The sequence below is a fragment of the Wujia sp. genome, assembly GCF_056872695.1.
Genome location: NZ_DBMFCD010000011.1, coordinates 15,757 through 38,079, shown reverse-complemented (window position 1 = coordinate 38,079; position 22,323 = coordinate 15,757). Strand labels below are relative to the sequence as shown.

At 42.4% G+C, this 22,323-nt stretch carries 26 protein-coding genes; all 26 read right to left on the bottom strand.

Translation table 11 applies throughout. The features are described from left to right. Positions 1-107 precede the first annotated feature (107 nt). Genes ACZQK9_RS10725 through ACZQK9_RS10600 form a run of 26 tightly spaced genes read right to left on the bottom strand, consistent with a single transcriptional unit; the run spans position 108 to position 22,323 of the window. The gene (locus ACZQK9_RS10725; protein WP_483270553.1) at positions 108-677 is read right to left on the bottom strand and encodes a hypothetical protein; all 570 of its coding nucleotides are present in this window, start codon (positions 675-677) and stop codon (positions 108-110) included. Then, positions 677-1,399: a DUF6115 domain-containing protein gene (locus tag ACZQK9_RS10720; protein WP_483270552.1), complete on the bottom strand. Its 723-nt coding sequence runs from the start codon at positions 1,397-1,399 to the stop codon at positions 677-679. The genes ACZQK9_RS10725 and ACZQK9_RS10720 overlap by 1 nt, the downstream gene beginning before the upstream one ends. A gap of 16 nt (positions 1,400-1,415) precedes the next feature. Further along, positions 1,416-1,721, bottom strand: coding sequence for a hypothetical protein (locus tag ACZQK9_RS10715; RefSeq protein WP_483270551.1), 306 nt, complete (start codon positions 1,719-1,721; stop codon positions 1,416-1,418). Between the two features lie 27 nt (positions 1,722-1,748). Next, positions 1,749-3,353: a flagellar assembly protein A gene (locus ACZQK9_RS10710; protein WP_483270550.1), complete on the bottom strand. Its 1,605-nt coding sequence runs from the start codon at positions 3,351-3,353 to the stop codon at positions 1,749-1,751. Between the two features lie 10 nt (positions 3,354-3,363). After that, entirely contained in the window at positions 3,364-4,128 is a 765-nt protein-coding gene (locus tag ACZQK9_RS10705; RefSeq protein WP_178017359.1) for a FliA/WhiG family RNA polymerase sigma factor, read from the bottom strand. Positions 4,129-4,152: 24 nt separating this feature from the next. Continuing rightward, positions 4,153-4,419 (bottom strand): hypothetical protein, encoded by a 267-nt coding sequence (locus tag ACZQK9_RS10700; RefSeq protein ID WP_483270549.1) that lies wholly within the window; start codon positions 4,417-4,419, stop codon positions 4,153-4,155. A 16-nt stretch (positions 4,420-4,435) separates the two neighbouring features. Further along, positions 4,436-4,930 carry a chemotaxis protein CheD gene (locus ACZQK9_RS10695; RefSeq protein ID WP_483270578.1) on the bottom strand — a complete coding sequence of 165 codons (495 nt, stop codon included), beginning with the start codon at positions 4,928-4,930 and terminating at the stop codon, positions 4,436-4,438. Then, the gene (locus ACZQK9_RS10690) at positions 4,914-5,537 is read right to left on the bottom strand and encodes a chemotaxis protein CheC (RefSeq protein ID WP_178017362.1); all 624 of its coding nucleotides are present in this window, start codon (positions 5,535-5,537) and stop codon (positions 4,914-4,916) included. Before ACZQK9_RS10690 ends, ACZQK9_RS10695 begins: the two co-directional genes overlap by 17 nt. 14 nt (positions 5,538-5,551) lie before the next feature. Further along, on the bottom strand, positions 5,552-6,007 hold the full coding sequence (locus ACZQK9_RS10685; protein WP_178017363.1) for a chemotaxis protein CheW: 456 nt from the start codon (positions 6,005-6,007) through the stop codon (positions 5,552-5,554). Positions 6,008-6,022: 15 nt separating this feature from the next. Continuing rightward, complete coding sequence (locus ACZQK9_RS10680; RefSeq protein ID WP_483270548.1) at positions 6,023-8,107, bottom strand: chemotaxis protein CheW; 2,085 nt, start codon at positions 8,105-8,107, stop codon at positions 6,023-6,025. 2 nt (positions 8,108-8,109) lie between these two features. Continuing rightward, positions 8,110-9,180, bottom strand: a complete 1,071-nt coding sequence (gene cheB, locus ACZQK9_RS10675) for a chemotaxis-specific protein-glutamate methyltransferase CheB (RefSeq protein WP_216507182.1) — start codon at positions 9,178-9,180, stop codon at positions 8,110-8,112. Next, entirely contained in the window at positions 9,164-9,877 is a 714-nt protein-coding gene (locus ACZQK9_RS10670) for a flagellar brake protein (protein ID WP_178017366.1), read from the bottom strand. Before ACZQK9_RS10670 ends, cheB begins: the two co-directional genes overlap by 17 nt. 46 nt (positions 9,878-9,923) lie before the next feature. Beyond that, positions 9,924-10,805: a MinD/ParA family protein gene (locus ACZQK9_RS10665; protein WP_178017367.1), complete on the bottom strand. Its 882-nt coding sequence runs from the start codon at positions 10,803-10,805 to the stop codon at positions 9,924-9,926. Beyond that, positions 10,805-12,091: a flagellar biosynthesis GTPase FlhF gene (flhF, locus tag ACZQK9_RS10660; protein WP_483270547.1), complete on the bottom strand. Its 1,287-nt coding sequence runs from the start codon at positions 12,089-12,091 to the stop codon at positions 10,805-10,807. Before flhF ends, ACZQK9_RS10665 begins: the two co-directional genes overlap by 1 nt. After that, a complete protein-coding gene (flhA, locus tag ACZQK9_RS10655; RefSeq protein WP_216507184.1) occupies positions 12,081-14,123 on the bottom strand; it encodes a flagellar biosynthesis protein FlhA in 2,043 nt (680 codons plus the stop codon). The genes flhF and flhA overlap by 11 nt, the downstream gene beginning before the upstream one ends. Positions 14,124-14,167: 44 nt before the next feature. Continuing rightward, positions 14,168-15,301 carry a flagellar biosynthesis protein FlhB gene (gene flhB / locus ACZQK9_RS10650; protein WP_483270546.1) on the bottom strand — a complete coding sequence of 378 codons (1,134 nt, stop codon included), beginning with the start codon at positions 15,299-15,301 and terminating at the stop codon, positions 14,168-14,170. 1 nt (position 15,302) lies between these two features. Beyond that, the gene (gene fliR / locus ACZQK9_RS10645; protein WP_483270545.1) at positions 15,303-16,073 is read right to left on the bottom strand and encodes a flagellar biosynthetic protein FliR; all 771 of its coding nucleotides are present in this window, start codon (positions 16,071-16,073) and stop codon (positions 15,303-15,305) included. Positions 16,074-16,079: 6 nt separating this feature from the next. Then, entirely contained in the window at positions 16,080-16,349 is a 270-nt protein-coding gene (gene fliQ / locus ACZQK9_RS10640; RefSeq protein ID WP_483270544.1) for a flagellar biosynthesis protein FliQ, read from the bottom strand. A gap of 23 nt (positions 16,350-16,372) precedes the next feature. Further along, on the bottom strand, positions 16,373-17,209 hold the full coding sequence (gene fliP, locus ACZQK9_RS10635) for a flagellar type III secretion system pore protein FliP (RefSeq protein WP_483270543.1): 837 nt from the start codon (positions 17,207-17,209) through the stop codon (positions 16,373-16,375). 8 nt (positions 17,210-17,217) lie between these two features. After that, a complete protein-coding gene (locus ACZQK9_RS10630) occupies positions 17,218-17,616 on the bottom strand; it encodes a flagellar biosynthetic protein FliO (RefSeq protein WP_483270542.1) in 399 nt (132 codons plus the stop codon). Position 17,617: 1 nt separating this feature from the next. Then, positions 17,618-17,980, bottom strand: a complete 363-nt coding sequence (locus tag ACZQK9_RS10625; protein WP_021985376.1) for a response regulator — start codon at positions 17,978-17,980, stop codon at positions 17,618-17,620. A gap of 18 nt (positions 17,981-17,998) precedes the next feature. Next, positions 17,999-19,138 carry a flagellar motor switch phosphatase FliY gene (gene fliY, locus ACZQK9_RS10620; RefSeq protein WP_483270541.1) on the bottom strand — a complete coding sequence of 380 codons (1,140 nt, stop codon included), beginning with the start codon at positions 19,136-19,138 and terminating at the stop codon, positions 17,999-18,001. A gap of 6 nt (positions 19,139-19,144) precedes the next feature. Beyond that, the gene (gene fliM / locus ACZQK9_RS10615; protein ID WP_178017375.1) at positions 19,145-20,125 is read right to left on the bottom strand and encodes a flagellar motor switch protein FliM; all 981 of its coding nucleotides are present in this window, start codon (positions 20,123-20,125) and stop codon (positions 19,145-19,147) included. A 27-nt stretch (positions 20,126-20,152) separates the two neighbouring features. Further along, positions 20,153-20,671 (bottom strand): flagellar basal body-associated FliL family protein, encoded by a 519-nt coding sequence (locus ACZQK9_RS10610; protein ID WP_483270540.1) that lies wholly within the window; start codon positions 20,669-20,671, stop codon positions 20,153-20,155. Positions 20,672-20,683: 12 nt separating this feature from the next. Beyond that, the gene (locus tag ACZQK9_RS10605) at positions 20,684-21,532 is read right to left on the bottom strand and encodes an OmpA family protein (protein WP_178017377.1); all 849 of its coding nucleotides are present in this window, start codon (positions 21,530-21,532) and stop codon (positions 20,684-20,686) included. Continuing rightward, a complete protein-coding gene (locus ACZQK9_RS10600) occupies positions 21,532-22,323 on the bottom strand; it encodes a motility protein A (RefSeq protein WP_178017378.1) in 792 nt (263 codons plus the stop codon). Before ACZQK9_RS10600 ends, ACZQK9_RS10605 begins: the two co-directional genes overlap by 1 nt.

Below are 22,323 nucleotides of genomic sequence, written 5' to 3'. Positions count from 1 at the left end.
CACTCACATGTTTTTTCACACGAAGCCGATTATAACATAAAAAAAAAGTGCATACAAGCACTTTTTTTGTTTTCTATGGATTTTCTTTGATAATTTCCGTGTTTTTACTATTTTGTTGTCAATATCTTGGCAATTTCTTCATATGTCATACCACCGGAAATATCAAAACTGCCTGTCTCAAGCTTTTTATCATATCCATTCTGCACCAGAAAGCTGTTGAACTTTGATGCGGAATCAACCAATCCTGCATTCTCAAGCAGAGAGGAGATTGTCTCTGAACTCATTCCTCCACTTACCGTGATCGTAGCTTTCGTCTTTGTATCCGTCTGCTCTGTAGTTGCAGCTTCGGTTGTTGCTTTCTCCGTCGTTGTTTTCTCGGTTGTTGCTTCTGCCTCTGTCGTTTTTTCTGTTGTTACCTCCGTTGTCGTTGTTGCTTCCGTTGTCACCTTCTCCGTGGTTGCCTCCGTCTTGATTTCCTCTGTTGTTGTATTCTCAGATGTGACATCGGACTCTAAAACATACTCCGATTGTTTTACCATTCCAAGTTCCTGTGCCCGTTTGATTACATCTTCATCACTCATGTGGTTCTTACCAGAAGTCATATATGCGGCAAACATGATCAACGCACCAAATAAAATACCGACACCAAGTCCGCGTACAAAATATTTTCTCTTCATTACTTTGCCTCTCCTTGATATAAGTCTACTACCAGTTTTACCTCACCAACACCAAGTCCCAGATGCTTTGCAATTTCAAGAATACTGAGTCCTGCCTTATGCATCTCTAAAATCATATCCTTGTTGTCGACATTCTCCAATTCTTCTCTTGTCTCTTCCGGAAGCGGTGTCTCCTCTAAATCCCGGATTGCATCATCCAGGCCCGGTTCCATCTCTGCTTGTTCCTCTGACTGTGCTACTTCCTGCGCCTCCGTCTCAACAGCTGGTGCCGGTGTACTCTGGCTGTCTCTGACAATGTTCTGCGCTGCCTGCTCCTGTACCATCGCAGCAATTTCCTTCTTATACTCGTCAATCATATTAACTGTAGTCATGATCTCCTTCTGTTTATCAGAAAGCATATCGTACAGGAATACAACCTCCTTATGGTTACGGTCGATTTCCTCATTGACAGACACTGCATAATCACCAAGTGCCAGAGTCTTCTGGTTTACAATTTCTGCCAGACGTGTCTCAATATCTGCGAGCTTTCCGTCCACCTGCTGATCCATATAATCACGAATCAGCGTGTCAATCTTCTCTCTCTGCTCCTGTGTCAATTCCTTCGGAATCTTCACCACGCCGGTGCTTTCCTCTCTTTCCTCAGAGAGCTTCTCTGAGAGAGCAAAACTGACAAAAATAAAAATTAAACCAATTACAATTAAAACAATGACTGTTGTTGACATTTTATCCTACCTCATCTCATATTTTTAGATCAATATTTACACGATTGATACCAGTATGCATTTCCGTATCTTCCGTTTTTGCTTTCTTCTTTTTTCCGGAATAAAGATTCTGATATTTGTTTCTCCCCTCTTCCTTTGCATCCGGACTTTGCTCGTAGTATGCCGCCTCTTCCTTCTGTACAACCGTTTCACGCACTTCCCGTTCCTGCTCCTTTGTCTCATGCAATGCATTCTGACTATGCAGGATACTTTGTGCATCCGCATTCTGCTGAATAGAAGCAATCGGTGTTGATGCCTGTGTTACAACTAATGGTGAAATCATTGCCATTCCTCCTTTACCAGCTGTTCTTTAAAATGGTGTCGGTTTTACAACACCATCTACAATTTTATACCAGCTGTGCTTATCCACATCCTTCACTGCATAGGATTGGTTTGATATATAGATTATAACACCACGGTACGCATTTCCCAGCACCTTGACGCTGCCTTTTTTTCCCATTGTCAACTGAAAACGCAGTTCCTGCAGGGTATCATTTTTTTTCTGATATTCTGCTTTTATTTCTTCTGCACGTTCCGTATACGTCTTAATCTGCTTTACGTTTTCCGGTGTCAACTTAATTCCACGCTTTAATTTTTCTTTATATACATTCAGATATGAGGTTGTCTCTTCTATGGATGTCTTTAAATCCATAACTTCCGAAACCAAAGTCTTTGTACGCTCATACAACTCCGGTTTGACTCCAACTTTTAATATCGTCTGTGTTTCCATACGGTTGCCAACACTGTTTGCTTCCACATACGTTTCACAGATCAACTCGCCGCCCACGATAAAGCCCTTTCTTCCATGAATGACAACCTTTCCGCCCGACTGGATATGACTGTGCAGAATCGAACCTGCAAGAACATCGCCATCCGCAAATACATTTGCACTTTCAAGGAACTGTGCACAGATATCTCCGCCAGCACACAGCTTACCTTTTCCCATGCCCTGCACACCACGTTTGATTACGATGTTACCGCCGGCAATCAGCGTTGCACCCTCCACGACACCATTAATCTCAATATCGCCCTTCGCACGGATCGTAAATCCAGTCCGTACCGTGCCAGGCACCATCACATTTCCTTCGTATTCGATATCTCCGGTCGACGCATCGACATCAGCAGCTACCTTATAGGTATCTGACACAAACACCGTACCATCTGCCAGAATCACATTACCATTGACATTACTCGTGAGCACAGTTCCGTCCTCAGACAATGTAATATTCCTTCCATACTTTAATTTACGAATTTTCGGATGATTCTGCGGAAGCGTTTTTCCATAGATATTCATGCCTGGTTTTCCCGGATCATGTGGTGTAAGCTTTGCAAGCTTGTCTCCTTCATTCACCGTCGAAAAAAGATTGAGTGCATGAAAATCCACACTTCCATCTTCTAATACCTTCGGTTTTGCAAGCGGTTTCGTATTGAAGAAATATTCAATCACCGTATCCTTCGCCGGTGTTGGAGCCATTCCTTTTGCGATTGGAATATTCGTACAATATGTACGCGCCATCTTAAGCTTTTCCATGACCGGTTCCAGAATCCCGTATGTTATCTTTTCACGTTCTAATTCCGCACGTATCTCCCGTTCCGTCATCAGTTTTCCTCCTGTCGACGGTGGATAAAAACGTATATAGGCAATCATATTATCTTTTCCGGTAATTATGGCTGCACTTTCATTAAATGCCTCTGCACATGTATCACTGATTTTGATCTGCATTGGTTTCTCCTGCAACAGATCCAGTGTCTTGCGCAGTGCCTCTATTGAAAAATCAGTAAATCCTTTTTGCTCCAGAAAAGAAACGACCTCGCGTATATCCAATCGTTTTCCGTCCTCCTTTGGTGGGAAAACGTCCAGATAAGTGCCATCCTCTTTGATTCGAATTTTAAAAAAAGAGTTTTTGTATTTCATAGGCATTTCCTCAACCCATCATCAGCGCAAAATTATCGTTCATGCACCGACGCATTTTCGTCAGTGCCTTGGAATGTAACTGTGAGATACGGGATTCCGATACTTCCATTACCCGGCTGATCTCTTTTAATGTAAGATCTTCATAATAATATAAAAGTACCACAGTCTTCTCTTTCTCTGTCAACATAGAAAGTGCTTCTGTCAACTGTGATTTCAACTCTTCTTTCAGGATTCGGTTTTCCGGATTCACACCCGTACCGTGATAGGCAGATGCTTTCACATCATTCCCCTGTTCCATAAAATCATCCAGTGATGAAATGTTCGTCACATTCGTCTGTTGCATCCACGTATCATATTCTTCCTCCGAAATTCCAAGCTCCTTTGCCATATCTGCGTCAGAATAATTCGGACCCTTCAATGCTTCGAGCTTCTTGGAAGCCTCCGTGATTGATTTTTGTTTCTGACGGACCGAACGCGGAATCCAATCCATCTTCCGGATCTGGTCAAGAATCGACCCACGGATACGGAGACTTGCATACGTCTCGAACTTGATACCTTTTCCGTAATCAAATTTATCGATTGCATCAATCAGCCCAAATATTCCATAGCTGACAAGATCGTCATACTCTACATTTGATCCAAGGTAAATGGCTAATCTTCCAGCAACCAACTTTACCAGAGAAACATATTCCATTATGAGTTCTTCCCGAACGGCCGTGGATTTGGAATGACTGTATTCAATCCATAATCGTTCTTTTTTATCCAAGATTGCCATGTACAGCAACACCCCTTATTTCCGTTATACGTGGTTTTGCGCATCCGTACCTTCTTCCTCCGGCGGTGCCTCCTCCATATCCATTTCTTTTACCTCTTCCATATTGCGGATCTTATCAATCAGCTTCAATGCGATCGTTGCGATCACGTAAAAAATAGCAATAACAACCAGCAATATGATCAGAGATCGCACAAGACTCCGTTCATATTTCATGTTAAGCAGCCACGTGATAAATGCTGCCAGTAACACGATAAACGCTCTTGCATTTTTATATCTGTCTTTCGTCTCCAACTATATCGTCTCCAACTTATATAATATGTGTCTGCTTTCCGGCAGTCACCACGGTCATATCTTTGGTTACCGGATCAAATACAATAGTTCGTCCATAATTCAATCCAACATCCTCCGACACGATCTTGATTCCATACTGCTTCAGGACTTCCCGCACCGCTTCCACGTTTTTCTCTCCGATATTTCCCATTGCTGTATCAGAAGAAAACTGGAACATCTTCGCACCACCGGCAATCTTGGCAATCATATTTTTCCGACTGAGTCCCTGTTTTTCGAGTTTTTCAATCAATGCCTGTATTCCGGTATCTGCGAATTTTAATTTATTCTGGTTCTGTCTGATCTTTGTACTGTCAGGAAGCATAATGTGAACCAATCCTGCAATATTTTTTGTACGTTCATATAATACAATCCCCACACAGGATCCAAGCCCGATGGTTGTGATCGTATCCCCCGCCATGCAAGTGTTCATATCTGCTATCCCTACACGGATAACATCATTCAACGCCTGCACCTCCAATTCCAAGCTTCTGCAGCATCTGGTCAAAAGAATGCATCTCTGATATCAGCATAATATAACCGTCGATCTCCTGATTGCCGGCTTTGAATCCGGAATTAATGAGCAGTGCCTTATCACTTACCATACCATATTCTATACAAGGCACACTTAGAATTGCACCTGCCATATCAATACAGATCTGCGGCTGGGAGTATCGAAGCTCCATCCCTGACAGATTCTCCAGCGAAGCAACATACGAACCAATCAGGATGTTCGCAATCTCTCCGATTGCTGACATTCCCATCTCACAGTGCCAGTCCTGTGTCTGCCCCAATAAAACCTCTGACAGATGCCTGGCATCTTCTAATCCCAGAACAAACAGAATCATCGCATTAAATGAACCATGCAACCGGCTTAATACGCCAACTACTGATGTCTCCGGCCCTCCTAGTGCATTTTCAAGCTCATTAAAATCATATAATTTTACTGTCGGAGCGCTCATGCTAAGCTTGGATGACAGCAATACAGAAAGGGATGTCGTTGCATTGCCGGCTCCGATATTTCCAAGCTCTGTCAAGGCATCTTTTACCTGCTCTGACAACTGTTCGGTATGTTTTTCCATGGCATATACCTTTTTTACTCATTATCAATATCTGTAATCAACGCACCGATATTCAGAAGTGAAATCAGAGATTCATTGTATTTTCCAACACCAGTTAGATAGGTACGTGCATCTCCACTCTCGGTTGCAATCTGCTCAATATTATCATCCGTCAGAGTCACTACCTCTCGTACCTCGTCGACTAAAATACCGATTTTGGCATTTCCCTCTACTTTCAGAATCAGAATACGGGACGCATTCGTATTTTCTTTGTCCGGCAGTTCAAATTTTCTCCGCATACTCATAACCGGAACAACCTCTCCCCGCAAATTGATGATGCCCAGAAAGTACGGCTGTGCATGTGGAACTCTTGTAATCTTCTGCAAACGGACAATATTATCAATATAACTAATGTCAATTCCATACTGTTCATTATCAAATTTTAAAATAATAAACTGCTTTGCGCTATTTGCTACTGCATTTCCATCCATATATGTGCACCTCCCTTACACCAATGTGTTTGAATCAATAATCAATGCAACTTCACCGTTTCCAAGAATCGTTGCACCACTGATCATCTTTGGCACATGAATGTATTTTCCAAGTGACTTGATAACGATCTCCTGCTGTCCGAGCAACTTGTCGATCACAAGGCCTGCCTGTTTGTCACCTTTCTTTACGATTACGACAATCTCACCCTCATCCTCGATGGAATCCTCATCTTTCTCAATTGGATCAATATCCAGAACTTCGTTCAGGCGTACCAACGGAATTACAGATCCACGCAGGTTGATGACTTCTTTTGTATGTACATATCGGATATCCTCCGGCAAAATCTCTTCAACTGTCACAATTGAATTCAATGGAAGTGCATACTTCTCTCCGGATACTTCTACCATCAATGCCTGAATGATTGCAAGCGTCAGTGGCAATCGTACGATAAAGGTTGTTCCTTCTCCAAGCTTCGATACTACCTCGACATCACCGCCAAGGCCTTCAATCTTGTTCTTTACAACGTCCAGACCAACCCCGCGGCCAGATACATCTGAAATCTTCTCTGCGGTTGAGAACGCCGGCATAAACAACAGATCGATTGCTTCTTTTTCTGTCATGTATTCTGCCTGTTCTTCTGTGACCTGTCCCTTTTCCAGAGCCTTGCGCTTGATCTTTTCAACGTCTATACCAGCACCATCATCACTGACCTCAATCGTAACATTATTTCCATCCTGATATGCATCCAGTCGGATTGTGCCAACCTGCGGCTTTCCAAGCTTCAAACGATCGATTGTCGACTCTAATCCATGATCAGCTGCATTTCGAAGCATATGCATCAATGGGTCACCAATCTCGTCGATAACAGTACGATCAAGCTCGGTGTCCTCACCAGTCATGATCAATTCCATCTCCTTATTGAGTTTCTTAGAGAGATCACGGATCATACGTGGAAACCGGTTGACTACGCTCTCAATCGGAACCATTCGAACCTTCATAACAGATTCATGCAGGTTTGTTGTGATTCGTTCCAAGTACTCAATCTGTTCATTGAACGACTGTTCCTGGGAAGAAAGAGTTCCTGTCACAGAGACAAGTCCATTCTTTGCAATGATAAGCTCAGACACCTGATTCATCAGATCATCCAGCTTTTCAATATCCACACGTACCGAACGATTGACAACCGGCTTTCCGGATTTACCTGCTGATTTCTTTTCTTCCTTCTTCGCAGGTGCAGTCTCCTTGGCAGCCGGTTCTTCCAGCTTCTTCTCTTCTTTTACTTCCGCCTGCGCCGGTTCTTCTTCTGTAAGCTCATATTCCTCGATTACTGCCTCCTCAATCTCAGAGACATTCTCGATTGCCTTCTTTACTTCCTCTAACGATTTGTCTGAAATGATAAACATAGAAAAATCAAGGTCAAACTTCTCATCCTCAATATCCTGTACACTTGGCACAGATTTGATAATCTCGCCCTTGCTCTCCAAGCCTTTAAATACCAGAAATGCACGTGCCGCCTTCAACAGACAGGTTTCCTGAATATAAACCGTCGTAGCATAGACATGCATTCCCTTTGCCTTTGCCTCACTGATTGCATTTTTCTCGAAATCAGCCAATGGAATGGACAGGTATTTTCTGCGGTCTCCACCCTCCGGCTTCTTCTCCTCTTTGACTTCTTCCTTTGTCGCTGCCGCCTGTGCTTCCACGCCTCCTGCCAGTCCGTTCTGCAAAATTGCATTTAACTGTGCAATCAGCTCGTCATTATCCTCCGTACCTTCATCTGATGTCTCGATGATATTGGTCAGATATTCTTCCAACGCATCCAGGCATTTGAACACGATATCAACAAGATCCGCATTGACGTTCATCTTTCCATTCCGGATCTCGGAGAACACATTCTCCATATCATGCGTCAAGCGCTGCATACGCTTATATCCCATGGTTCCTGCCATTCCCTTTAATGAATGGGCCGCCCTAAAAATCTCATTTACCGTATCAACATTCTCCGGTTCTGACTCTAATATCAGCACCTGATCGTTGAGTGTCTGTAAATGTTCTTTTGATTCATCAATAAAAATCTCCAGATATTGACTTAAATCCATTCTTACACCCCTACTTTCTTTGTTATCTCTTCCGCAATCTGCTGCAGATCACATACACAGTCACAAAGTCCGGCATCCCGGATTGCCTTTGGCATTCCATATACGATACTGCTTGCTTCATCCTGTGCAATTACATAGATGGACTTATATTTTGCAAGTTCCTGCGTACCTTTGGTTCCATCTGCACCCATTCCGGTTAAAATGACACATATAATCTCGTCATATGATACATGACTCAAGCTCGACAGCATTACATTTCCACATGGTTTCAAGCCTCCAATCGGCGGTCTGTCATCAAAGAACACTTCACAGCCTTTTGCTGTCTCATGCAAAGCCAGATGCGTTCCACCTCTGGCAATATAGACGTGTCCATTCTGTAATACATCGCCCTCTGCGGCCTCCTGCACAGATACTTCACTCTGCTCATTCAAACGCATTGCAAGTGTTTTCGTAAATCCCTCCGGCATATGCTGTACTAAAACAACCGGAGCAGCAAGGTTTTTCGGAAGCTTCGGTATCACAGACTGTAACGCCCGTGGTCCTCCGGTGGAACACACAAGAGCCACCAGTTTTTTTCCATGTTTTTGTTTCCGCTGTTTTCTGGTTATTACAGTTTTCTCCGTTTCCCTGGTACACACCGTCTCCAGCTTATTCTGAGTGCGTTCCTTTACCTCCACCGCCATACAGAGTGCTTTTTTAATCTTCTCCGCATATTTTTGCACATCATTTTGAAAGATGTGTTCCGGTTTTTTGATAAATTCAATCGCACCAAGATCCAGGGCTGTAAAAACAGCATAAGAATCCTCTCTTGCACTAAATACAATAAATGGAGAAGAAAGCCCTCTTTCTTTTGCTTTCCTGATCAACGCCAGACCATCCATCTTTGGCATATCGATATCCGTCATTACTACGTCAATATCGCTATGTTTTGACAAATATGCATAGCCTTCTTCACCATCTGCCGCCAGATATGCAACTGTAAAACCATCAATATGATTTATTATATCAGACATAACTCTTCTCATAAGTGCAGAGTCATCTATAAGTAATATTTTTTTAGGATTTTTTTCCATTTGCTATTTCCATTCTTTCACTTTCAAAAATAAAACGAACAATCTTATCACGCTCGTCCTGCGTTATTTTCAAAAATTCCATTCGCTGTTCAAACATATCGGAACGTCCAGAAACAGGTACACTTGATAATATACGTGCAAATAAGTTAAATTGTAAGATCTCACCCAAAATTGAGACAAGGAATTTAACCTTTACCACTTCATTGCGTTCAATATCCGTTCTCTGATTCAGTCTGAGACCACCACCACTGATATCCACAATCCGGGCAGGCTGCCAAGGCAGGACGTCCTCCGGAACGGAGATATCATCCGGAATCCCTGTATCGTACTCTTCATCTGAGACAACACGGATCTGCGCATCAATCAGACAGTCATACCTGTAAAACTGCCGTCGTTGAACCTTCTCTAATGCGCCAAGCAGCTTGACATCAAGGAAAAACAAATTTCCACTCTTATAACGTGCTGTAACCTGCACATTACATTGCAGCAATCCCCGTTCCGTGTAAAAGCATGCCGTATAACGCTCATCAAGATCCAGAGGCACAATCCGTCCCTCAAAGATTGGCATCGCAATCTGTAATTTATCCCGATCTAGAATATCGTAGATTTTACTGACATAAACCTTTTTATTCTGCTCATTGCGAATGACCTGATCGAGTCGCACCAATTCAATTTTATTTCCTATCGCTATTCCCATTCATATGTACCATCTTTCCTTTTTTCTGCTGTCTATACTTTAATCTTTAACGGATTCTTTTCTTGGAACGGAAGAAGTCGATAAATACCCTTGCGATTCCCTCTTTCTTCTTGCTCTCCTCAACCGCATCATCACTCAGACGATTGACAAGCTGACAGATTCCCTTTGTTGCTGTCGTTCCCGGATACGCCTGCACCAGTGGTTTTTGTTCGATCACTGCCATGGAAGCATTTTTATCCTGTAACACAGAGCCCAGGAATGAAAGTTTTGTATTCAAAAATTTTGAAGAAACTGTATCAATCTTGTGGAAAATTTCTGCACCCTCTGTTTCATTTTCCACACGATTTGCCACAACATGAATCGTCTTGTAAATTGGATTGAAACTATTCTTTCTACGCAATACCTTAAGCAGCGAATAAGAATCTGTGATGGATGTTGGTTCCGGTGTCACAACCAATACAACCTCCGGACTCATCATGACAAACTCCATTACAGAATCTGTAATACCAGCACCGGTATCAATGATCACAACATCATACATCTGATCGAGTTTCACTAACTCGGAGATCAAAAGCTTAATACTCGCATTATCAAGCGTTGCAAGCTCGGACACCCCGGAACCACCGGAAATAAAACCGATTCCCTCTGGTCCCTGCGTAATAATCTCCGTCATAGATTTATTGTTATGTATCAGATCCAGCAGGTTATATTGCGGACGGATTCCAAGCATAACCTCGACATTTGCCAGTCCGAAGTCCGCGTCAAATACAACCACCTTTTTTCCGCGCCGTGCAAGCTCCAGTGCAACATTGACTGACAGTGTTGTCTTGCCGACACCACCTTTTCCACTTGTAATTGCTATTACCCTTGCGTTTGAGATTTCCTGATTGGTCTGCACACGTTCCCGTAATTTCGTTGCCTGATCCATCACTTTCCACCCCCTAACAATTTCTTAGCAATAATCTGTGGATCCAGAACGCCGATATCATCCGGCACATTCTGTCCCCATGTCACATATGAAAGTGGCTTTCCTGTATCTAGTTTCAGATTCAATATGCTTCCCAGACCATTTGTTTCATCCAGTTTTGTAAAAATAAGATTATAATCAAACAGCTCGCCATAGGTATTGGCAATGGAAAGCAGATCCGCATATTTTACCGTGGCAGATACAACAAGGAATACCTCCGTCTCGTATTCTTTCACAGAATCAATGATCTGTTTTAAATCATCTTTCTGTTCCTCGCTCTTATGGGATCGTCCGGCTGTATCAACTAAAATCAGATCATAATTTTTAAACTTCTCTACACTCTGCGCCATCTCCTCCGGGGTATACACAACCTCCATCGGTGCGGACAAAATATTCGCATACGTCTTTAACTGCTCGATTGCTGCGATACGGTATGTGTCGATGGAAAACATCGCACATTTTAATTTCATATCCAGTGTACAAAGCGACGCCAGCTTCGCCATCGTCGTCGTCTTACCAACTCCGGTATTTCCAACAAAAAATACAACCTTTGGTTTCTTCTCCCCGGCTGTTAACGGCTGGATCTCGCCAAGTTTCAAAACAATCTTCTGATATACGTTTGCTAATATATTGTCAATTGGCTGCTTATCATCCTTCACCGTCAGCTCGTCAATAATTTCTTTGGCATGTGCCTCCGTAACCTCACTGTCTATCAGCTGTTTGATTACCAGATCAACCACCTTATTGCCCGACTGCTCTGGTTCTTTTTCTTCCGTCCTTACAGCCACCTCACCTGAAGGAATCACCTGATTAGCAGCTTCCTTGATCGAGGTTTCCGCAGACTTCTGTGTCTGCACCTGTTGTTCGAGAAGCTTTGCAATACTGTTGATCTTCTCCTCGATGGCATTCTGGGCTTCTTCACTGTAAGAATCCTTATTCTCCCCAAACGCCTTGCCAAACAGGAAAGGTTCCTCTGTGGACTCACCCCGGCGTTTCTGCCTGAGATCAATGGTCTGTTCATCTTCTGACTTTACTGATGATGGCATCGGTGCAGCCGTAGCAGCCTGTTCCTCCATATCATCGTCAATTGCTGCTGTCAGCTCCACACGCGTCTTTTTAAAGAGACGCATAATCCCACCCGGTTTGATTTTCTTCACATTCATTACAATGGCATCCGGTCCCAGATCCTCTTTGGCGAGCAGGATTGCTTCTTTTTCAGTTAATGCTTTATACTTCTTAATTATCATGAATCGTTATCACTCCCACGGATTTTAATTCCACTTCCGAATCAATCTCATTATATGAGATAACAATCAGGTCTTTCAAGTAGTCATTCGTTAATTTCTTGAAATACATACGAACAATCGGTGATGTGACGACAATCGGCGCATCGCCCTTGCTCTCCAGTTTCTTGACCTCGTCCTCTGTCGCTTTTAAGATGCTCTTTGTCACCGCGGGATCCAGCGAGATAAATGCCCCCTGTTCGGTCTGCTTCACAGAACCCATGATCATCTGCTCAATCTGCGGATCAAGGGTAACTACGGTGCCGGACTCTCCATCGCCAAAATATTTGTTGGAAATGGCACGTTTCAGGCTCTGTCGTACATACTCCGTCAAAATATCAGTATCTCGGCTCGTCGCCGCATAATCTGCCAGCGTCTCAAAAATCGTGACAAGATCCCGAATTGAAATTCCTTCCCGGAGCAGATTCTGCAATACCTTCTGAATATCACCGACACTGAGTAATTTCGGTACAAGTTCATCTACCAGTGTCTTATTGTTGTCCTTGATATTATCAATCAGATTCTGTACATCCTGTCTCGTCAGCAGTTCATCGAGATGCTGCTTGATAACCTCTGTTAGATGCGTCGCAATGATCGATGGTGGATCGACAACGGTATAGCCAAGTGATTCTGCACGTTCCCGCTGAGATTCTGTGATCCACATTGCCTCCAGATGAAAGGCTGGCTCCAATGTCGGAATACCAACGATTTCATCCTCAACATAGCCCGGATTCATCGCCATATAGTGGTCAAATAAGATCTCGCCCTCACTGACCTGAATTCCTTTGATTTTAATAATATATTGATTTGGATTAAGCTGGATATTATCTCGTAGACGGATAATCGGTACAACTGCACCAAGCTCCAACGCAATTTGTCGTCGTATCATAACAACACGGTCAAGCAGATCACCACCCTGATTGACATCTGCTAACGGTATTATACCATATCCAAATTCGAGTTCAATAGGATCTACCTGTAACAGAGAATTGACGTTTTCGTGCCTTCGAACCTCCTCTGCCTGGACTTCCTCTTCCTCGACTTCCTCCTTGATTGCCTGCGCCTCTTCCTTACCCTTGATGGAGAAGGAAAGCAGAATAAACAGCACACCATAGACCGCACAGAAGAAGAAATTCAACGGTGTAAAAATACCGAACAAAAGCATTGTGACACCGACCAGCAGCAATACCTTCGGAATACTAAACAACTGCCCAATCAAGATATCTCCGATATTCTCCTCTTTCGATGCCTTCGTAACGAGAATACCTGTGGAAAGAGAGATCATCATTGAAGGGATCTGGGATACCAGACCATCACCGATCGTAAGGATGGTATACTTACTGATTGCTTCGGAAAAGCTAAGTCCCTGCTGTGTCATACCCATGATCAGACCACCAACGATGTTGATGATTGTGATAATCAAACCAGCAGTTGCATCTCCTTTTACATACTTGGATGCACCATCCATGGCACCGAAGAATGCGGATTCCTGTTGAATCTTATCTCTTCTGCGGATTGCTTCTTTGTCGTCGATTGCGCCAGATGAAAGATCTGCATCAATCGCCATCTGTTTTCCCGGCATAGCGTCCAATGTAAAACGGGCTGTTACCTCAGATACTCGTTCAGAACCTTTATTAATTACCATCATCTGTACGATGATCAATACGATAAAGACAATCGCACCGATGACAAGATTACCACCACCAACAAATGAACCAAATACTTTAACAACCTTACCTGGATTACCTGTCGACAGGATCAGTCGTGTGGAAGATACGTTCAGGGATATACGGAACACAGTTGTAAAGAGCAGCAGGGTCGGGAATCCCGACATATTCAGTGTCTCGCTTGTAAACAAACAGTTGAATACAATGATCAATGACAAGGAGATGTTGAATAAGATCAGCCAGTCCAGCATGGTACTTGGAATCGGGATAATCAGAAATACAACTGCTGCTAGCAGATAAACTCCTAAAAATATATCATTTTTCTTCATACCATCACCGTCCTTTCCCGTGTAATCTTATTTTTGTTCGTTCGCTAACTTACTTTATTTTTCAATTTATATACATAAGCAAGCACTTCTGCAACTGCCTGATACAATTCCGGCGGAATCTCATTTCCAACCTCAACATTTGCATATAGCATTCGTGCCAGCGGCTTATCCTCGACAATTTCAATATCATTTTCTTTTGCAAGATCTTTGATCTTGAAAGCAAGATAATCGGCACCCTTGGCTACGACAACTGGGGCCATACTGACCGTGTTATCGTATTTTAAAGCAACGGCAAAATGCGTCGGATTCGTAATAACAACATCTGCCTCCGGCACACTCTGCATCATTCTTCGGCGTGCCGCCTGCTGCATCCGCTGTCGCTGCTGTGACTTGACCTTTGGATCTCCCTCCTGATTCTTATACTCATCTTTAACCTCCTGCTTTGTCATACGCAGATCCTTTTTATGTTTCCATTTCTGGAACACCCAGTCGCCAAGTGCAAGTATCAAATACGTTACGGCTATCTTGATACCAAGCTCCATTACCATATCGAATAAAATACCAAGGCAATCCTGAATCGTCAGATCATAGGCCGTTACAAAAATACCTATATTGTCCTTCACTACCGAATAAGCAACCGCAGAAAATACGATTATTTTAAAGATTGACAATGCCAGTTCAAACAACGATTGTTTGGAAAACATACGCTTAAATCCGCTGATGGGACTCAGCTTGTTAAGTTTCGGTTCCATCGGTTTTGATGTTACCTTCCACGTGATCTGGATTCGCTGTGATAAAAATGCAATCACAAATGCAAATATGACAAACGGTGCGATTGTAATTGCAATATACTGTACGGAATCAAGCAGAATCTGCCATGCACGTACATGAGAAAATCCATCCCCCGTTTCATTTGTGATATCACGCCAAAAATATGGAAATACGTTAACAAGACGTTTTCCGATAAACGACATAAATATCCGCAAGCACAAAAAAAATGCCAGAAGCATAGCTGCAGATGTGAGTTCTTTGCTCTTTGCCACCTGACCTTCTTTTCGGGAATCTTCGATTTTCTTAGCGGTTGGTTCTTCCGTCTTCTCCCCGCCTTCATCATTTGCAAACAACTGCAAGTCATAGGCAAGCAAAAGCGGTGTCCGTTTTTCTTCCGGAGAAAACACGTCACAACCCTCCTAATATCGTCTGAATCATATCGCGCATACGTTCCATAATATAATTTGCTATGTTTGGAATAAACATAATACATACTGCTAGCAAAAATAAACCAACAAATACTTTCAACTGCATACCGATTGCGAACATATTCATCTGTGGCGAGCTTTTTGCAAGAACACCTAAAATAACATTCAGCATGGTTGCCCCTAAGAATACCGGCATTGCTATCCGAAATCCGATTATAAACATCTGCCCGATAAATTGAATCAGAGATGTGTAGATCAATCCGGGATTTAATACAACGCTTCCGATCGGCACCAGTTCAAACGATTGTGCTGCTGCGGACAAAATATAATAATGTAAGTTGGATATCACAATAACCAGACACACAATTTTATCATATAATTCACCTGTGATTGTCACCATTCCCTGATTCGGATCAAAGGTCGTTGCCATCGAAAATCCAATTTCACGGTCGATAAACTCTCCCGCAATTGCCAGTGCTTTCATAGAAAGTCCTGCCACAAATCCAAGCAACAGACCAACCAGTGCCTCCTCTAACACAAGCGTCGTATACCCAAGTACATTCGTATATTCCGGAAGTGAAACATTGACCACTTGATACAGGATCAGGGATACAAAAAACGCAATGGATATTTTCATTCTCGCATTCAGAGAATTGTGCCCAAAAATAGGTGCAATTGATATAAAACAAGCAACACGGACAAACACTAGCAAAAAAGCTTCTAATGTCAGTGTCGATATCGTAAAGGTCATCGTTTATTACCCCACAAAATCTCCAAACCGGCTATACAATTCCTGTATAAACGACAAAATATTATTCAGGATCCAGTCTCCACAGATAATAAGTGACAAGAATACACAAATCATCTTTGGTACAAATGTCAGTGTCTGTTCCTGAATAGATGTAACTGTCTGGAAAATACTGATAATCAAACCAACAACCAAAGATGTAATTAACATAGGCGCACTGCATTTGATCACAAGCCATACAGCTTCCACCGTGATAGCTACAACATCACCTGTACTCATATAATCACCTCGTTACTCTGCTATCAAAAATTAAATGAATTTACAAGCTGTCCAATAACCAGATTCCATCCATCTGCCAGGATAAACAGTAGAATCTTGAACGGCATGGAGATTGTCGTCGGTGGCAGCATCATCATGCCCATGGACATAAGTACAGAAGATACCACCATATCAATCACAATAAACGGAACATAGATTAAAAATCCTATGATAAATGCAGCCCGCAATTCACTGATGATAAATGCCGGAATTATAATGGTGATGGAAAGCTCATCCACACTTTCTACCGGTTCTACCTTTGCGATGTCCATAAACAACCGTAAGTCATCCTGTCGTGTCTGTTTCAGCATAAATTCGCGCAAGGGCTGTATTCCCCGTTCCAATGCCTCCTGCTGCGTTATTTCTTCAGCCACCAAAGGATCATACGCCTCCGTCTTTATCTGAGCAATCACCGGACTCATAATAAAAATGGTCAAAAATAACGAGAGCCCTATCAAAACGTTATTAGGCGGTGAACTCTGCGTACCAATTGCCGTCCGCACAAAATGTAACACGATAATGATTCGTGTAAACGAGGTCACCATAACCAGAATTGATGGAGCTAACGAAATTACTGTTATGATCAATAAAATCTGAAGTGTACCGGAAAGAGACGTCTCATCTGAGTTCGTACTCAGAGATAATCCAAGTGTAGTTGCATCGTCATTGTCCGATGTTACACTATCGGTCTGTTCCTCTTCTGCTCCGGTATCCGGTGTCACAGTCGTTGCATGAGCTACACCTGCACCGGAAAATATAACAACAAACGCAAGCGGTATAAGAAATAGCACAAAAAATTTTCGTATTTTACTGGATTTCATTTTTATACCTACTTTTCGTTATCGTCTTCTGCATTTCCTTTCATATTCGCCAAAACTTCCTTGAAACTCATTTTCGGTGTCTTTGCATCTGTCACATCCACCCTATGATCTGAAAGCTTCAAATCGTCCTTATTCAACTCCGCGATCACATGAATCTCTTCTTTTCCAATTCCTAAAGCAAAATATTTTTCTCCTATCTTCGCTATGGCAACCATCTTGTTGCCACCGATACGATAAGATTCTATAAACTGAATATTATTTTTCGACGACCATGTATTGTTCTGATATTTTGCAATCATTCTCGTGGAATAAAATGCTAAAACAAGAACAAGAATCGTAATCAGTATCAGTTTAACAATACTCCAGCCAGCCGAAAAAGTATTCGTAAGAAATGCACCAAAAAACATACTATTCCACTGCCTTTTTCACTGCTTCAATGACACGATCCGGTTGGAATGGCTTTACAATAAAATCTCTGGCTCCGGACTGAATGGACTCAATAACCATTGCCTGCTGTCCCATTGCAGAACACATTACAACACTCGCGTTCGCATCAATTGCCTTAATCTTCTTCAACGCCTGAATACCATCCATCTCTGGCATTGTGATGTCCATCAATACCAGATCTGGTTTTGTCTCCTGATATTTCTCAACAGCCTTTACGCCATTTTCTGCTTCCCCGGCGATGTTATATCCATTCTTTACCAGAATGTCCTTAATCATCATTCTCATAAATGCAGCATCATCACAAATAAGTATACTCTTTGCCATATCATTACTCCTTAAAACTTAGATTTTTTCTTTTATTATTTCAGTAATTCTGATACCAAAACTTTCTTCGATTACAACAACTTCTCCCTTTGCAACCAGCTTCTGGTTTACCATCACATCGATTGGCTCACCAGCAAGCTTATCCAACTCAATGATCGTTCCCGGTGCAAACTCCAGAATCTCCTTGATGGATTTTCTCGTCCGTCCCAAAACGACCGATACTTCCAAGGGAACATCCATAATCAAATCTATATTTTCCTGCTGCAAAGCAGGATTCATAACCGGGTTAAATGCTTGGAATTGTACATTCTGTACATTGACATCCGGTTGCATCATCTGTGGCATCATAGATTGTCCCATCATCGGCTGTCCCATCGGAGTTCCCATCGCAGGTTGTGGCTGCGGCTGTGGTTGTGGAACCGGTTGTGGCTGCGGCTCCGGTTGTGGAGCTGGCGGTGGTGTTTCCTCCTTTTCTTCCGATTCTCCACTGAATTTTTTATATAAATCTTTCGCAAACTGAATCGGATATAGCTGCATAATCGTACTGTCAACAAGATCTCCGATTGTCATTCGGAACGTGACACGCACAAAATCCTTATCCAAAAAATCACTGGCTTTCGCAGCATCTATATTGCCAGCCATATCTACCAGCTCTGCTTCCGGCGGACTGATATCAATCTTACAATTCAGCATAGAAGATAATGACGTCGCGGAGCTTCCCATCATCTGATTCATTGCTTCACAAATGGCTGAAAAATGCAGTTCTGTCAGTTCTGGTGCAGGATTTAATCCATCACCTCCCATCATCAGATCTGTAATGACCTTTACATCATCTTCTTTTAAAATCAATACATTATTTCCATCAATTCCTTCTTTGTATAGGATATTAATAAATACACATGGTTTTGCATACTCTGCTGTAAGCTTATCCCAATTTGTAATCTCAACAACCGGTGTTGTAATAAGGACCTTCTGGTTCACAAGCGAGTACATCGTTGTTGCTGCTGTACCCATACAGATATTGGAAATTTCTCCGATTGCGTCTTTTTCCGCATCGGAAAGTACAATATCGTTATTACTTGTCTGGGCAGAGGAAGAACCTGTATTCATATTCCCAAGCAATGCGTTAATCTCTTCCTGAGATAACATTCCGTCCATGTTCTTTTATTCCTCCTCTCTTATAATCTCAGTTACTTTCACTGCGTAATCATCATTAAATGATCCCGGCAATGCTTTAAATTTTACTATATTACCTACATAGATATCAAGTTCATCTTCAATCTTTCGATTCAGCTTGATCACGTCTCCCACCTGTAGATTAATAAAATCCATAACGGTGAGTGAGCTTTTTCCAAGCTCCGCGGATACCGGAATCAGTGCCCGGTTGATAGCAGTTTCGATAACATCAGCATAGCTCGTCTCGTCACGATCCTGCATCGTTGAAAACCAGTATTTGGTATTCAACTTATCCATCACATCTTCCAACGTCAGATATGGCAGACATATATTCATCAATCCTTCCACTCCACCGATGTTGATATTAACCGTTACAATCGCTATCATCTCTGTCGGTGAAATGATCTGTGCAAACTGTGGATTCGTCTCGATCCGTTCCAGATACGGATGAATCTCCACAACATTTGTCCACGGTTCCCGCAACAGATCAATTAATATGGTAAATATCTTTTCCAGTATTGAAAGCTCAATTTCAGAAAATTCTCTTTTCTTTTCTAACGGTTCTCCAACTCCGCCAAGCAGGCGGTCGATGATCGCATATCCAAGATTGGTTGCAATCTCAATAATAATATTGCCTGCTAGCGGTGCCATATTAACGACACCAAGCAATACCGGGTTAGATAAGGCATTGGAAAACTCTGAGTATGTAACTGCCTCTGAATTCATCACCTCAACCTGCACATTCTTTCGCAGATACGCTGGCAGGTTACTGCTCAGTAATCTTCCGTAATGTTCAAATATAATCTCTAATGTACGCAGATGCTCTTTTGAAAACTTGGCTGGTCTTGAAAAATCGTACTCCTTGACTTTTACACTTTTTGTTTGTGTAAAGTCGTCCGCATCAAGCTCTCCAGTAGATAATTGTTTCAAGAGCGCATCTATTTCATTTTGTGAGAGTACGTCAGCCACGTTTTCTCACCTCCTGCTGGCAATAATCTACTGTGCAACCCAGTTATAAAAACTTACGGAATAAATACATTCGGTATTAAATGTTTCCTTGAGCTGCTTCAACAATTCCTCTTTGATCTTGTTCGTGGTTGTCTCTCCATCAATCACTTCGGTATATGTATAACTTCCAATAATGTTTCTTGCCATATCGTAGATCATCGCGGTAGATGCTTCGATGTTGGCAGATACCTTGGAGTAATCACTAGCTGTCTTGTCCATATTGATTGTCAAACCATACTGTACAACATGCAGGTCACCCGAACCATCATTTTTCAGGTTGATTGGATTTCCCTGTTCCAACTGGTAATGTGCCAGATTGCTAACATCAAATATACTGTCGTCCTTTGTCTGCGAAGCAATCTCAATATCAAGAACCTCTGCAATATCGGTAATCAGTCTGTTTGTCTTCGATGTGGAAGGCATAAACACAAACACAAGCAAAATATTAAATACAAGGTTTATAATACTAATTGCTAATATAACAACGGTTATAAGATTTTTCTTCATGTTTCTGACTCCTTAATTATTTGAATTCTGCTTGTTGTAGATTTTAATCGCAACTCTACGATTCTTCGCTCTTCCCTCTTCTGTCTCGTTTGACGCAACCGGGCGGCTGTCTCCATAGCCGGCAATCTTGATGTTGCTGTCTATGAAATGCTCCTGCGACACAACGTATTCATATACACTGCGCGCACGTTCTGCGGAAAGCGAGCGATTATCTTCATACTTTGAATTTGAGATTGGGATATTATCCGTGTGTCCCTCAATCTCGATTACATTGTATTTGTACTTGACAAGGATTTGTGCAATCTTCTGCAAAAACAGCTTGGAATTATCTTTGATCTCCGCATTACCGGAATCAAACAGAATCGAACCATTCAGATCCAGTTCCACATACTGATCGTTAAAATCAAGGATAATCTGGTCATCAATCGCATAGGTCTCTGCCATCTGCATGACTTCCTCATACATTTCTTCCGACTGTTTCTCCCCCCGGCGTTCTACCTCCGCCTGCAGATCACCGTCTGACAAATGCTCCGCATCCGTCGGGGATGCACTGCTTGACTTGTCCCCTGTGTTTCCGTCGATGTTCTTGCCTGCTTCCAACAACACACTGTCAGTATCTGCAAGCTGTGTCATACCTCCAGATAACATCTCTCCCGTCAAAAGCGAAACACTTCCTTCGCTGATCACACTGAATGACAGATTGTCAAAGGATGCTGCAATCTTCTGTATCTTTCCCTCGTCCATCGTTGAACTCGCAAAAAGCAATACGAAGAAACAAAGCAACAGGTTCATTAGGTCACTGAACGTGGACATCCACGCCGGCGAGCCTTCGTCTGGCGGCTGTTGTTTTCTTTTTGCCATTAACGACCACCGCCTTCTTCTGCGAACTCCTGACGATCCTTCGGTGCAAGGAATGACTTTAACTTCTCTTCTATGACACGAGGATTCTCACCTGCCTGAATTGACAGGATTCCCTCGATCATGACCTCTTTTAATTTGATTTCTGTCTCATTCTGTAAAGACAGCTTTGCAACAATCGGCGCACATAACCAGTTGGCTATGATAGAACCATACAACGTTGTAACAAGCGCAACGGACATGTTTGGACCGATAGAATCTGGATCTGACAGATTCTTCAGCATGTTAATCAATCCAAGCAATGTACCGATCATACCCCATGCAGGACCTGCAGTCGCAATATTTTTCCAAAACGTTATATTCCCCTGATGCCGGGAATCCACATTCATAAGTTCTGCTTCCAGAATACTTCGTACAAGTTCCGGATCCGTACCATCGACAATCAGCATGATTCCTTTTTTCATAAATTCATCTTCCAAATTATTTGCCGATTCTTCCAATGCAAGTAAGCCTTCACGTCTTGCAAGGTTAGAAAGCTCGATAATTGATTTGATTGTACCTGCCTCATCCGACTTTGGATTCTTAAAAATCAGACCAATGGACTTTAAGCCAGATAAAAACCCTTTTAAAGAGTTTCCGGCAAACGCACTACCCAGAACGCCACCAAATACAATATATACTGATGGCATATCGACAAAATTATCTACGATTACACTGAAATCATGACCATTTACCATTCCGTAAATCATCAAGCCAAATGCAACCACCATTCCTATGATTGAAGTAAAATCCAT